Source organism: uncultured Winogradskyella sp. (assembly GCF_963975125.1).
GTDB lineage: Bacteria > Bacteroidota > Bacteroidia > Flavobacteriales > Flavobacteriaceae > Winogradskyella.
On the sequence record NZ_CAXBGB010000007.1, the window covers coordinates 22,428 to 35,358 of the forward strand.

The window sequence follows — 12,931 nt, forward strand, 5'->3', positions numbered from 1 at the left end:
GAAAGTTATTTAGCGTTGCAAAAATAGTTATCAATAGGGTTCAAAAAAAGGCGTTACACCTAAGTAACGCCTTTAAAATATTAACAATTGTTAATCATTATTTTTTATGTCTTGATTCTGTAGATACAGACAACTTCTTTCTTCCTTTAGCTCTTCTACGTGCTAAAACCTTTCTTCCGTTAACAGAAGCCATTCTTTCTCTGAAACCGTGCTTATTTCTTCTCTTTCTTTTCGACGGTTGAAACGTTCTTTTTGGCATTGTCTATATATTTAAAATCTGAATAATCTTTTTAATAGTTAAGAGCTATCTCAAAACTGCGTGCAAATATACAACAAGTTTTCACTTTAGCAAGCAGGTAAATAAAATTATTTATATAGAAATATACCTAATTTAATTTTCTGCCAATAAACTCTTTGTTTTAAAACAAAAAATGAAATTAAATTCTTTGTTTTTATTACCTTTGCACACTTCAAAAATACTCATAAACATGTTCAATAAAAATATAAAATTAGCCATTGTTGCCTTAATTATTGCTTACGCAGTATATCAATTCACTGAAGGAGAAATAGGTAATGGAATAATGTACATCTTACTTTCTACCATATTTATTTTCTTGTACTTTAAAAACGAGATGATTTTGTTAGCCTTTCTAAAATTAAGGAAACAAGATTTTACAGGTGCTAAAAAATGGTTAGATAAGATTAAAAATCCTAAAGGTGCTTTAGTAAAAAAACAGCAAGGGTACTTAAATTATTTAAATGGTATTATGGTTTCCCAAACCAACATGAATGAAGCTGAGAAATACTTTAAAAAAGCTATTGAGCTTGGCTTGTCTATGGACCATGATTTAGCTATGGCAAAATTGAATTTAGCTGGAATTGCATTTTCTAAGCGTCGTAAGCCGGAAGCTCAGAAATTATTAGCTGAAGCACAAAAGCTAGACAAACGAGATATGCTTGCAGACCAGATTAAAATGATGAAACAACAAATGAAGAAAGCGGCTATACCAAAACAGCAATATGGTCAGCCAACTTCTTCTAGACAAAATCGCAGAAGCAAACGATAAAGTATCATGTTTTAGAACTAAAAAAAAGACTTAAACATTAAAATTTGTTTAGGTCTTTTTATTTATGAATCATCTAGAACTATTTATAGTAACCCTCTTTAGGAATTTCTATTGTATATAATTTTCTAGATTTATTATTTAAATGCTTCTCTCTTAACCAAGGGTTGTGCAATTTTAATATCTTATAGTTAATCCCTAAACGATTTGCAAACTGAGAAAAATTGGTTACTGCCGAGTCCACTTCTATCTTATAGGTTGGCACAGATTTGTATAAATCGCTCTTATTAAAGTTAAAGCCATATTTATCTGGATGTGATAAAATTTCTTTCAATGCCACAATTCTAAATACATATCTACCTGTTTCCTCACTCAATAACAAATCGTAATAATCACCAACCCTCTGCTCTTTTAATCGTCTCGAAACTCCAGCATTACCAGCATTATATGCCGCTGCAGCAAGTGTCCACGAGCCTAATTCATTTTTAGCCTTTTTTAAATAATCACAAGCCACCTCGGTTGCTTTTTCCAAATTATAGCGTTCATCCACATTAGCATTAACTTCTAATCCATTTTCTCTGCCTGTAGCTTTCATAATTTGCCAAACACCACTTGCTCCTGCTGGTGATTTTGCATTTGTTAATCCACTTTCTATAACAGCTAAGTATTTAAAATCATCCGGAATACCATTCTTTTTTAAAATAGGCTCAATAATTGGAAAATACTTTTTAGCGCGCTTAAACATTAATAAGCCATTAGATTGCCAATATGTATTCACCAAAAGCTCTCTATCCATACGCTCGTAGATGTCTGGGTTTTCAATTGGAACAGCTTCGTTTGCAAAGTTTAAATCCTCTGGCATTTCTAAAGCATAAACATTATAATCATTTATAATAGGTTGTTCTTTACTAATGGTAACATCAGATGGTGCTTTTTGCATTGAGAAGATAAAAAGACCTGATATAAAAACTATTCCTATAGCTGCTAAAATATTTTTAAAGATTTGCATGGCATTCATATTTTTTTTAAATGTAAGTAAACTATTTAACTCTTTCAAATTCAGGACTCTATAAGTTTTGGTAAATTTTCATTGAACCATTTGTATTTATTAATAATCATTATGTGTGTTCCTCCCTTCAGAACAATACAATCTCCTTTAGATGAATACGGAAAGATAATATCCTTATCTCCATTAATATATATAGCATCTGGATGTGGTTCTTCTTGATCCCAACAAACGATTTGCTTAATAGCCCAATCTAAATAAGTTTTATCATTCATTGAGAGGTACTTTTTATACAAATCTACACGCTTCTTAATGGTTTCACCAAAAGCATACTTAGCCAATAAATCTATATTACTAACTAATTGTGTCGGTAGAATTTTATAGGCTTTAGTTACTTTAAGTAGTTTTAAACGTTTAGGCAATTCGTGATGCGATTTTACGCTAGAAACAACAAAAAGCTTTTTAAGCTTTAGAAACTTGCTCATTTCTTGCACTAAAATACCTCCAAAAGAAACACCTAATAGTACTATATCGTCATACTCAATGAATTTGCACATTCGTTGCGCATACTCCGACAAAGTTTCATTTTTACTAGGTATTTGCCATTCTAGCCAATGGATTTTATAATGAGATTCTGGCAACTTAATATGTTCAAAGATGGTAGGATTTGCAGCCATACCAGGCATTAAATATATGTGTGTAAAATTTGGGTTCATCTATTTCATTGCATTTATTAAAATCAGAATTATTCTAACATAAAAGATAGTACTTTAATTCCTTACTTTATAAGGGTTTAACAATCTAAACTTAGGAATTCATTCTATTTTTTGTACCTTTGCACTGCAAAACTATATAAAATATAGTATCTACACGCCAACCGTTAATTTTTAAATAAAGAAATTATGACAGAAACTGCTCAATTGATTGACAATGATTTTTTACGTCAATTTGAATTAAAGGTTGAAAATGAGATGGCTATTATAGAATATTCTTTACAAGAACGAAAGATATTCTTAACCAAAATGATTATTCCAGATGCTATAAGGACGGACGAGTTTGAATTAGAGTTTATTGATTTAGTATTTACCAATATTAAAGAACGTAATATTAGTGTAGTACCTACAAGCCCTGAAATCGCAAAATTTGTAAGAAGAAACAGAAAATATAAGCGCATGCTACCAGTTGGCATTCGTATATAGGTTGAAAGACTTCTAAATAAAAAACCCGAAACTTAAAAAATTTCGGGTTTTTTATTGTCTTACACTTAAATTTATAGCTTGGTAAAAACTAAGGTTAAATCTTGCTCTACTAAAACTTCGAACTCATCATCTTCAACATAATAACCATCTGGTATTACAAATGATAGGGTATTACCATTTAAAGTGGCAACTATAACCTCCTCATAAACTTGACCATCTTCCTCATAAGTTTCAGTTATAGTCACTGTATTTCCGCTTACAGTATAAGCAGCAGGTGAGTTTTCAATTTCTTGCTCACATTCAATGGTATAAGTTCCTTCTGTAGATCCACCAACTGTAGCCTCAAAATATATATCAGCATAAGATGTTGACATGTATGTCGCTGTATTATTTGCAAAAACTATGGTTTCATTATTGTAACAATCCATTTCATCTAATAAATTAGAACTCGCTGTTCCATCATTATTTAAGTCATATGATTCACCAACATTCCATGCAGTAAGTTTCCATGTGCCGTCGACTTGTGTTGGATTGTCATTATTATCGCTAGAACAAGAGGTTGCAACTATTAAAAATGTAAAGGCTAATAAGTTTAAAAAAAGTTTTCTCATGATTTGAATTAATTTAATTGATTGAGAAACAAAGATAGTGTAAGAAATAGATTATACAATTTCTTTTAGTTTAGATTTCTTAAGAAAATCAAACCTTACCATACCATCTTCATCAATTTCAGTCAAAATGACTTTATGAAGTGTATTCACTAATTCAGGATTCCATGGTGATTTTACTTTAACGTAGTTTTCTGTAAACCCGTGAATATAACCTTCCTTATTTTCACCTTCAAACAATACAGTACGTTTGGTATTTAATTGGTTTTCATAAAATGCTCGTCGCAATTTAGCAGATAAACCTCTCAACATTTTACTACGCTTGGCTCTTACATTATTTGGCACTACTCCTTCCATTGCAGTTGCCTCCGTATTATCACGCTCAGAGTAGGCGAATACGTGTAAATATGATATATCTAGCGAATTTAAGAAGTTATAAGTCTCCAGAAAATGTTCATCTGTTTCTCCCGGAAAACCAACAATAACATCCACACCAATACAAGCATGTGGCATTACCTCTTTTATTTTTGAAACACGATCTACATACAACTCTCGCATATAACGTCGTTTCATATTTTTTAAGACCTCATTGCTTCCACTTTGTAATGGTACATGAAAATGAGGCACAAAAGTTCTAGATCTTGAAACCAAATCGATAGTTTCATTCTTCAATAAATTCGGTTCTATTGAAGAGATTCTTAAACGTTCAATACCTTCAACCTTATCAAGTTCTGTAACTAAGTCTAAAAAGGTATGCTCGTGTTTTTTGTTACCAAATTCCCCTTTACCATAATCACCAATATTAACACCGGTTAATACAATTTCCTTAATATTCTGTGCAGAAATTTCTTTTGCATTCTTTATCACATTATCCATGGTATCACTTCGAGAAATACCTCTAGCAAGCGGAATTGTACAATAGGTACATTTATAATCGCAACCATCTTGTACTTTTAAAAACGCTCTGGTTCTATCTCCTATAGAATAACTACCTACATAGAAATCTGCATCTTTAATTTCGCAGCTATGTACTTCTCCGAAGTCATTTTTAGTTAAGTCATTTAGGTAATCTGTTATTTTGAATTTTTCTGTAGCACCCAAAACTAAATCTACTCCATTAACATCTGCAAGTTCTTCTGGTTTTAATTGAGCGTAACAACCAATTGCAACAACAAAAGCCTCAGAATTAACCTTTTGAGCTTGCTTTACAATGGTTTTAAAGCGCTTGTCTGCATTCTCAGTAACAGAACAAGTATTAATTACATAAATATCTGCATGCTCTTTAAAATCTACACGATCAAAACCTTCATCCTTAAAACTTCTTGCAATCGTAGATGTTTCAGAATAGTTGAGTTTACAACCTAATGTGTAAAATGCGACTTTTTTGTTCTCCATGTTTTGTCATCCCTAACTTGTTTCAGGATCTTTTTAAAATTACCTTTACCTCTAATATTTAAAAGCTAAAGTCTCTTATAATTTTGTGGCTGCAAATTTACAACATATTAGTTATATGCTAAAACTCATTAAATTCTCATTTAAGAAGCTACTAAGTTATTTATTAATTTTTATTGGATTGTCTTGTGCTTCTAAAGAGAACTCTAATAAAGACCATCTCGTTTTTAGATATAACGAACACAAAAATATTGGCTCATTAGATCCTGCATTTTCTAAAGACTTGGCAGACATTTGGGCTACACACCAGTTGTTTAATGGTTTGGTGCAAATGGATGACAAACTAAATGTAAAACCTTGTATTGCTAAAAACTGGACAGTTAGTGATAGCGCAACTACTTATACGTTCAATCTTAGAAAAGAGGTGTTTTTTCATAAGGATAAATTATTCGGAAACGATTCTACCAGAACAGTAAAATCTTCAGATTTTGAATATAGTTTTAATAGATTGAAAGATAAATCAATCGCTTCACCAGGTAGTTGGGTTTTAAACAAAGTTGAAAGCTTTAAAGCTTTAAATGAATATACATTTCAAATTAAATTAAAGCAACCATTTCCTGCTTTCTTGGGTTTGTTAACAATGAAATATTGTTCTGTTGTACCTAAAGAAATTGTTGAATACTATGGTAATGATTTTAGATCACATCCAATTGGTACAGGTCCTTTTAAATTTAAACGCTGGGAAGAAAATATAAAACTGGTTTTTAGAAGGCATAACAACTATTTTGAAACTGATAAAGATGGTAACTCATTACCATATCTCGAAGCCGTTTCTGTAACCTTCTTACCAGATAAACAAAGTGAATTTCTTCAATTTGCGCAAGGGAATATTGATTTTATATCTGGCTTAGATGGTTCTTATAAAGATGAAATTTTAACTTCTGACGGGAAATTACGTCAGCTTTATTTAGAGGATGTAAATATGATACGTGGACCATATTTAAACACCGAATACTTAGCGTTTTTTATGGAAACTAATGTTAATGAAATTCAAGCTATAAAAATTAGAAAAGCTATAAATATTGGTTTTGACAGGAGTAAAATGATGACCTATTTACGAAATGGTATTGGCATACCTGCAAATGGTGGATTTATACCCAAAGGCTTGCCTGGTTTTGATGATTCTATTGGCTTTTCTTATCAACCAGAACTAGCAAAACAACTTGTATCTGAGTTTAAATCTGAAACTGGAAATGAGAATCCGGAAGTTACCCTAACGACCACTAGCAACTACCTTAGCTTTTGTGAATTTATTCAACGCGAACTACAAAAGACAGGATTAAATGTCAATGTAGATGTCATACCTCCATCGAGTTTAAAAGATGCCAAAGCCAATGGTCAACTCGATTTTTTTAGAGCCAGTTGGGTTGCTGATTATCCTGATGCAGAAAATTATTTATCGCTATACTATAGTAAGAATTTTGCACCAAATGGCCCAAATTATACGCATTTTAGAAGTGAAGAATTCGATAATATGTATGATGCAGCATATTTAGAAACCAATCCAAATTTACGCGCTCAACTTTATACCAAAATGGATTCTCTTGTAATGGCTTCAGCACCTATTGTTCCTCTATTCTACGATGAAGTCGTTCGGTTTACAAGAAAAACTGTGAATGGTCTAGGCATTAATGCCACTAACCTATTAGAACTAAAATCGGTTTATAAAAATTAGAACTTAGAAAAGTAATACAGATCATCACCACCTTCACCTTTTAAGCGTCTAGACGATAAATAACCTGTGGTTAAATCATCATTTAAGAAAAATGAAAAATCATCTCCTCTACTATTAATAGGTTGCTCTAACGATACTGGTATTTGTTCTGAATCTGTAGATTTTAAATCGTAGCTATAAATATCTAAACCACCTTTTCCTCCTCGTCTATCTGAAGTAAAATAAAGTTTATTATCTGCACTAACAAATGGAAAAATCTCAGTACGAGATGAATTTATAGTTTCATTTAACTTCGTGATTTCACCGTAGGTTTTATGGTTAGAAACAGAAACTTTATATAAATCTGATTTCCCTTTTGTTCCTCTTACATCTGCAATAAAATAAAGTGTTGAACCATCTGGGCTCAATGCAGGATGCGCAAAATTATGATCTGGATCACAGAATGGTAATGACATAAAATTAGTCCATCCTTTACCTTCAATATATTCAGCTCGTTTAATTTGAAGATTATAGGTTTCTATTCCTTTTAATTTGTTGCTTCCTTTATCAATATTATTCGTTGTAAAATACATGTACTTTCCATCTTTAGAAAAAGTAGCCGCAGACATGTTAAAACGGCCTAATTCAGTTTTAACAATTGGCTTTGCATCTTTTATTTCACCATCATCATTTACTAAAGCTTCGTACATGGTATAAATAAAACCATCGTACTTATCTCTAAGTGCACGACCTCTTTTAGAAGTTAGGTTATGGCTAAAATAAACTTTATCACCTACAACACGAGCAGCAAAGTGATCGAGTTTTGTATTAATCTCAAGTTTTTTTATCTCAACAACTTTGTTTTGAGAAAATCCATAAGTTAAGATGAATACAAAAAGTAGTGTTAACTTGGTTTTAAACATAACTCTATTCTCTTCTATACTGTTTTGTTTCTTCAAATGTATGCACTAAAATAGCTTTGTCTTTTTCAGTGAATTCTTCTTTGCGTCTTGCCATTACAACCTCAGCAACTTCGAATGCTTTATTGGTTTTATACGTTACAAATCCTTTGTTTCCTCCCCAAGAAAAACTTGGAACAAAGTTTCTAGGAAAACCACTTCCAAAGATATTAGCACTTACACCAACTACTGTACCAGTATTAAACATAGTATTTATTCCACATTTACTATGGTCTCCCATCATTAATCCACAAAATTGCAATCCTGTTTTAGTAAAGCCTTCGGTTTTATAGTCCCAAAGTCTAACTTCAGCATAGTTATTTTTGAGGTTACTATTATTAGTATCTGCACCAAGGTTACACCATTCACCTATGACTGAATTTCCTAAAAAGCCATCGTGTCCTTTATTAGAAAAACCAAAAATTACAGAGTTATTAACCTCACCTCCTACTTTACTATGTGGCCCAATTGTAGTTGGACCATAAATTTTACTTGCTAATTTTAAAGTTGAATTATTACACAAAGCAAAAGGACCTCTAACAATAGAACCCTCCATAACTTCTGCATCTCTGCCAATATAAATTGGCCCTAAACTTGCATTTAATGTCGCAAAATTTAATGTTGCCCCTTTTTCTATAAAAATGTTTTCAGAATTTATAGTATTAACCGAAGTAGGTATTGGTTGTGATTGCTTATCTTTTGTTATTAAATTGAAGTCTTCAATTATTGCCTCTCCATTCTTAGAAAAAATATCCCAAGTATGTTCAATTGTTAAAATATCTCCTGTAAACTCAACAGCTTCAAACGTCGAAAAGTCTTTTACTTCCTCTCCTTCCTTAGCAAAAAAGGCTATAACATCTTCACCTTTAAACAAAGCCTGATTGTGCTTTAAATTCTTTATAAACTCACTGACTTCAATATTTGGTAAGAATGATGCATTAATCATAATGTTTTCTTCCATCTCCACCATAGGAAACTTATCTGCCAAATAATCTTCTGTTACGGTTGTTGTAGTATATTCTAAATAAGATTCCCATTTCTGACGAATAGTCAGAATCCCTACTCTAATATCTGCAACTGGTCTTGTAAATGTAAATGGTAAGAGGTTATTACGATATGGACCATCAAATAATATATAATTCATGAGAATGTTAAATTTAGAATAATATCAAAAGTAGCTTAATTGTATAAAACAAAAAAGCCTTTCTGTTGACAGAAAGGCTTTTAACGTTTATAGGTAAGCTATGCTTATTTCTTAAACTTAGCGTATTTGCTTTTGAACTTGTCAATACGACCTGCTGTATCTACTAATTTAGATTTACCAGTATAGTAAGGGTGTGATGTTCTAGAAATTTCCAATTTTACTAATGGATATTCAACACCATCAACTTCAATAGTTTCACTTGTATCTGCTGTAGATTTAGTTAAAAACACATCTTCGTTAGACATATCTTTAAACGCTACTAATCTATAATTTTCTGGATGTATTCCTGCTTTCATCACTAAATGCTTTAAATAAATTCGATTTTTTCGAGGTGCAAATTTAAGTATTTTTTATAAATGTACAATCTTTTTAATACTTTTTATTTTCATAATTTCTGTAACATTTATCTATCTTTGAATACTTACTAATCAATTAACTATAAAACTAAATTTATTATGGAACACAAAACACCTTCAATTAAACCAATTGCATATACTTATGGTTTATATTCAGCTCTACTTAGTATTACAGGCTTAATAATTATGTATGTTGCTAATATGGATAAAAACTGGACTTTATCTATAATAAGCTTAGTAATAAGTGTTCTGATTTTTGTTTATGGTATTAAAGCTTTTAAAAATGCTAATGCCAATGTGTTATCAATCGGACAAGCAATAAAAGTTGGATTAGCAATTGCAGTAATAGCAGGTGTAATAACAGCAATATATTCTTATGTTCACTATGAGTTTGTATATCCTGAATTTATTGAAATGCAAAGAGAGACTGCTTATAATCAAATGATGGAGAGTAATCCAAACATGACCGAGGAACAGGTTGACCAAGCAATGGGAATAAGTAATATTTTTATGAACTCAACTTTCTTTAGTTTGTCTTCTATTTTAGGATCATTAATTTTTGGATTGATTGTATCATTAATAGCAGGATTAATTATGAGAAGTGATCACTAAAACCCTTAAATAATTTCTGTATTTTTGAAGTCTATAAATAGATAACAACAATATGAATATATCAGTAGTTATACCACTACTTAACGAAGAAGACTCTTTAAAAGAATTACACAATTGGATTGTATCAGTGATGCAATCCAATTCTTTTTCTTACGAAATTCTATTTATAGACGATGGTAGTACTGATAATTCATGGAAAGTTATTACACAGCTTTCTTTGGCTAATTCTAATGTAAAAGGTATTCGGTTTCTAAAAAACTTCGGAAAATCTCAAGCACTTCATGCTGGTTTTGCAAAAGCAGAAGGTGATGTAATTATTACTATGGATGCCGATTTGCAAGACAATCCTGAAGAAATCCTAGAACTCTATAAAATGATAATGAGTGAAGGTTACGATTTAGTTTCTGGTTGGAAAAAGAAACGTTACGATTCTGTAATATCCAAGAATTTACCTTCTAAACTATTTAATTGGGCTGCAAGACGGACTTCTGGCGTAAAACTCAATGATTTTAACTGTGGACTAAAAGCCTATAGTAATACTGTTGTAAAACATATTGATGTCTATGGAGAAATGCATCGCTATATTCCTGTTTTAGCCAAAAATGCTGGCTTTACAAATATTGGTGAAAAAGTAGTACAACACCAAGCACGTAAATATGGAAAAACCAAATTTGGGATGAATCGTTTTATAAACGGTTTCTTAGATCTAATTACTATTTGGTTTATTACGCGTTTTGGAAGACGACCAATGCATTTGTTTGGATCACTTGGTGTTATTATGTTTATAATAGGTCTTGGTTTTGCATTTTATTTAGGTTTAGATAAATTGTTTTTCAATCCTACAGGAAGATTAATTACTGAGAGACCGCAATTTTACTTAGCTCTATCAACAATGATTATTGGCTCGCAATTTTTTATTGCAGGTTTTTTAGGAGAACTTATTTTACGTTCTAAACGTCAGCAACAACGTTATAATATCAAAGAAGAATTTTGATTCCTCATTATTGATACTAATTTAAAAGACTGTTACAATTAGTAACATTCTAAATGTTTACTTTTGTTGCATCATAACTTCTACAAATGATTTATATTAAACCTGAAATTTTAGAACGTGTTAATGCGTGGTTAACTCCAGCTTTTGATGAAGACACTCAAAACCAAATAAAACACCTCATAGCATCAAACCCTAAAGGTTTAGAAGAAAGTTTTTATAAAAACTTAGAGTTTGGTACTGGTGGAATGAGAGGCGTAATGGGACTTGGTACCAACCGAATTAATAAATATACTTTAGGTAAAAACACACAAGGCATAAGTAATTATTTAAAAAAATCTTTTCCGAATGAAGATTTAAAAGTCGCAATTGCTTATGATTGCAGACACAATAGTAAGATTTTCGGAAAGGTTGTTGCTGACGTTTTTTCTGCCAACGGAATTAAGGTTTATTTGTTTGAAGACTTACGACCAACACCAGAATTATCATTCGCTCTTAAACATTTAGGTTGTCATTGTGGTATTGTATTAACTGCTTCACACAATCCACCAGAATATAATGGCTACAAAGTCTATTGGCAAGATGGCGGACAATTAGTACCACCACAAGATGGAGAAATTATTGCCGAAATAGACCGACTAGACTATTCTGAAATTAAATTTAACGCTAACAACGATTTAATTCAATATATAGGAAGTGATGTTGACAATATATTCATTGATAATTCTATAAAAAACGGAAGTTTTGAAACTTCAAAAGAAGCGAAAGAGAACTTAAACATTGTCTTTACATCATTACACGGTACATCGATTACAGCCATTCCAGAAACTTTAAAACGAGCAGGATATACTCACGTAAATATTGTTGAAGAACAACGCGAACCTAATGGCGATTTCCCAACTGTAGTATCACCAAACCCTGAAGAACCAGAAGCATTAAAAATGGCAATAGCACTTGCCCAAAAAGTTGATGGCGATATTGTTATTGGTACAGATCCAGATTGTGATCGCTTAGGTGTTGTAGCCCGTAATTTAGAAAATGAATTAGTCATTCTCAACGGCAACCAAACCATGGTTTTAATGACAAACTTTCTACTTAAACAATGGGAAATTTCTGGCAAAATAAATAATAATCAATTTGTAGCTTCTACAATTGTTTCTACACCTATGATGTCTGTTTTGGCAAATGCCTATAATGTAGAATGCAAAATAGGCCTAACAGGTTTTAAATGGATTGCTAAAATGATAAAAGATTTCTCTACTATGGATTTTATTGGTGGCGGAGAAGAAAGTTTTGGCTTTATGGTTGGTGATTTTGTCCGTGATAAAGATGCTGTAACCTCTACACTTTTGGCCTGTGAAATTGCTGCTCAAGCTAAAGTTAAAGGCAAAACCATGTATGAAGAATTAATAGATTTGTACGTTGAACATGGATTTTTTAAAGAACGTTTAGTCTCTATAACTAAAAAAGGAATTGAAGGTGCACAAAAAATTAATCAAATGATGATTGATGCCAGAAAAAATCCTTTAAAAGAACTTAATGGTTCTAAAGTGATACTAATTGAAGATTATCAATTATCAATTTCAAAAAATCTTCAAACGCGTCAAGAAACCACAATAGATATTCCTAAATCTAATGTATTGATATACTATACAGAAGATGGCAGTAAAATAGCATTAAGACCTAGTGGTACTGAACCTAAAATTAAGTTTTATATCAGTGTAAATACCACACTGAAAAAAGCATCGGATTTTCTTGATACTGAAAAGAATTTAGAAGAAAAATTAGATGCCATTATTAAAGACATGAAACTAGCCTAACACAAT

At 31.5% G+C, this 12,931-nt stretch carries 14 protein-coding genes; 6 read left to right on the forward strand and 8 right to left on the reverse strand.

Annotated elements, in window-relative coordinates; genetic code table 11:
- Positions 1-97: 97 nt before the first annotated feature.
- Entirely contained in the window at positions 98-259 is a 162-nt protein-coding gene (rpmH, locus tag AAC053_RS02135) for a 50S ribosomal protein L34 (RefSeq protein ID WP_115818167.1), read from the reverse strand.
- A gap of 229 nt (positions 260-488) precedes the next feature.
- Between rpmH and AAC053_RS02140 the strand changes: the two genes are divergently transcribed.
- Entirely contained in the window at positions 489-1,067 is a 579-nt protein-coding gene (locus AAC053_RS02140) for a DUF2892 domain-containing protein (RefSeq protein WP_339752182.1), read from the forward strand.
- A 79-nt stretch (positions 1,068-1,146) separates the two neighbouring features.
- On the opposite strand, the gene AAC053_RS02145 is transcribed toward AAC053_RS02140, so the two are convergent.
- On the reverse strand, positions 1,147-2,073 hold the full coding sequence (locus AAC053_RS02145) for a lytic transglycosylase domain-containing protein (RefSeq protein ID WP_339752185.1): 927 nt from the start codon (positions 2,071-2,073) through the stop codon (positions 1,147-1,149).
- 50 nt (positions 2,074-2,123) lie between these two features.
- Positions 2,124-2,786, reverse strand: a complete 663-nt coding sequence (locus AAC053_RS02150) for an alpha/beta hydrolase (RefSeq protein ID WP_339752187.1) — start codon at positions 2,784-2,786, stop codon at positions 2,124-2,126.
- Positions 2,787-2,972: 186 nt separating this feature from the next.
- Here AAC053_RS02150 and AAC053_RS02155 point away from each other — a divergent pair, with 186 nt between their 5' ends.
- Complete coding sequence (locus AAC053_RS02155) at positions 2,973-3,269, forward strand: N-acetyltransferase (RefSeq protein ID WP_339752190.1); 297 nt, start codon at positions 2,973-2,975, stop codon at positions 3,267-3,269.
- A 71-nt stretch (positions 3,270-3,340) separates the two neighbouring features.
- On the opposite strand, the gene AAC053_RS02160 is transcribed toward AAC053_RS02155, so the two are convergent.
- Positions 3,341-3,880: a hypothetical protein gene (locus AAC053_RS02160; protein ID WP_339752193.1), complete on the reverse strand. Its 540-nt coding sequence runs from the start codon at positions 3,878-3,880 to the stop codon at positions 3,341-3,343.
- 51 nt (positions 3,881-3,931) lie between these two features.
- Entirely contained in the window at positions 3,932-5,272 is a 1,341-nt protein-coding gene (gene mtaB / locus AAC053_RS02165; protein WP_339752196.1) for a tRNA (N(6)-L-threonylcarbamoyladenosine(37)-C(2))-methylthiotransferase MtaB, read from the reverse strand.
- Positions 5,273-5,387: 115 nt separating this feature from the next.
- Here mtaB and AAC053_RS02170 point away from each other — a divergent pair, with 115 nt between their 5' ends.
- Positions 5,388-7,004 carry an ABC transporter substrate-binding protein gene (locus tag AAC053_RS02170; protein WP_339752198.1) on the forward strand — a complete coding sequence of 539 codons (1,617 nt, stop codon included), beginning with the start codon at positions 5,388-5,390 and terminating at the stop codon, positions 7,002-7,004.
- On the opposite strand, the gene AAC053_RS02175 is transcribed toward AAC053_RS02170, so the two are convergent.
- The 3 genes from AAC053_RS02175 to AAC053_RS02185 all read right to left on the reverse strand — a co-directional run bounded on the left by AAC053_RS02175 (position 7,001) and on the right by AAC053_RS02185 (position 9,442).
- Positions 7,001-7,942, reverse strand: a complete 942-nt coding sequence (locus AAC053_RS02175; RefSeq protein ID WP_339752200.1) for a hypothetical protein — start codon at positions 7,940-7,942, stop codon at positions 7,001-7,003. The genes AAC053_RS02170 and AAC053_RS02175 overlap by 4 nt on opposite strands.
- A complete protein-coding gene (locus AAC053_RS02180; protein WP_339752202.1) occupies positions 7,911-9,086 on the reverse strand; it encodes a GlmU family protein in 1,176 nt (391 codons plus the stop codon). Before AAC053_RS02180 ends, AAC053_RS02175 begins: the two co-directional genes overlap by 32 nt.
- A gap of 104 nt (positions 9,087-9,190) precedes the next feature.
- Positions 9,191-9,442 (reverse strand): type B 50S ribosomal protein L31, encoded by a 252-nt coding sequence (locus AAC053_RS02185; protein ID WP_339752205.1) that lies wholly within the window; start codon positions 9,440-9,442, stop codon positions 9,191-9,193.
- Positions 9,443-9,601: 159 nt separating this feature from the next.
- On the opposite strand from AAC053_RS02185, the gene AAC053_RS02190 reads away from it, so the two are divergent.
- The 3 genes from AAC053_RS02190 to AAC053_RS02200 all read left to right on the forward strand — a co-directional run bounded on the left by AAC053_RS02190 (position 9,602) and on the right by AAC053_RS02200 (position 12,925).
- A complete protein-coding gene (locus tag AAC053_RS02190) occupies positions 9,602-10,114 on the forward strand; it encodes a DUF4199 domain-containing protein (RefSeq protein ID WP_339752208.1) in 513 nt (170 codons plus the stop codon).
- 52 nt (positions 10,115-10,166) lie between these two features.
- The gene (locus AAC053_RS02195; RefSeq protein ID WP_339752210.1) at positions 10,167-11,108 is read left to right on the forward strand and encodes a glycosyltransferase family 2 protein; all 942 of its coding nucleotides are present in this window, start codon (positions 10,167-10,169) and stop codon (positions 11,106-11,108) included.
- 86 nt (positions 11,109-11,194) lie between these two features.
- Positions 11,195-12,925, forward strand: coding sequence for a phospho-sugar mutase (locus AAC053_RS02200; protein ID WP_339752213.1), 1,731 nt, complete (start codon positions 11,195-11,197; stop codon positions 12,923-12,925).
- Positions 12,926-12,931 lie beyond the last annotated feature (6 nt).

What these genes read in the sequence shown, in the direction of transcription:
- AAC053_RS02170 (WP_339752198.1), top strand. Translation starts at nt 5,388, where the DNA reads ATGCTAAAACTCATTAAATTCTCATTTAAGAAGCTACTAAGTTATTTA.
- AAC053_RS02200 (WP_339752213.1), top strand. Translation starts at nt 11,195, where the DNA reads ATGATTTATATTAAACCTGAAATTTTAGAACGTGTTAATGCGTGGTTA.
- mtaB (WP_339752196.1), bottom strand. Translation starts at nt 5,272, where the DNA reads ATGGAGAACAAAAAAGTCGCATTTTACACATTAGGTTGTAAACTCAAC.
- AAC053_RS02140 (WP_339752182.1), top strand. Translation starts at nt 489, where the DNA reads ATGTTCAATAAAAATATAAAATTAGCCATTGTTGCCTTAATTATTGCT.
- AAC053_RS02155 (WP_339752190.1), top strand. Translation starts at nt 2,973, where the DNA reads ATGACAGAAACTGCTCAATTGATTGACAATGATTTTTTACGTCAATTT.
- rpmH (WP_115818167.1), bottom strand. Translation starts at nt 259, where the DNA reads ATGCCAAAAAGAACGTTTCAACCGTCGAAAAGAAAGAGAAGAAATAAG.
- AAC053_RS02145 (WP_339752185.1), bottom strand. Translation starts at nt 2,073, where the DNA reads ATGCAAATCTTTAAAAATATTTTAGCAGCTATAGGAATAGTTTTTATA.
- AAC053_RS02185 (WP_339752205.1), bottom strand. Translation starts at nt 9,442, where the DNA reads ATGAAAGCAGGAATACATCCAGAAAATTATAGATTAGTAGCGTTTAAA.
- AAC053_RS02180 (WP_339752202.1), bottom strand. Translation starts at nt 9,086, where the DNA reads ATGAATTATATATTATTTGATGGTCCATATCGTAATAACCTCTTACCA.
- AAC053_RS02190 (WP_339752208.1), top strand. Translation starts at nt 9,602, where the DNA reads ATGGAACACAAAACACCTTCAATTAAACCAATTGCATATACTTATGGT.
- AAC053_RS02150 (WP_339752187.1), bottom strand. Translation starts at nt 2,786, where the DNA reads ATGAACCCAAATTTTACACACATATATTTAATGCCTGGTATGGCTGCA.
- AAC053_RS02195 (WP_339752210.1), top strand. Translation starts at nt 10,167, where the DNA reads ATGAATATATCAGTAGTTATACCACTACTTAACGAAGAAGACTCTTTA.
- AAC053_RS02160 (WP_339752193.1), bottom strand. Translation starts at nt 3,880, where the DNA reads ATGAGAAAACTTTTTTTAAACTTATTAGCCTTTACATTTTTAATAGTT.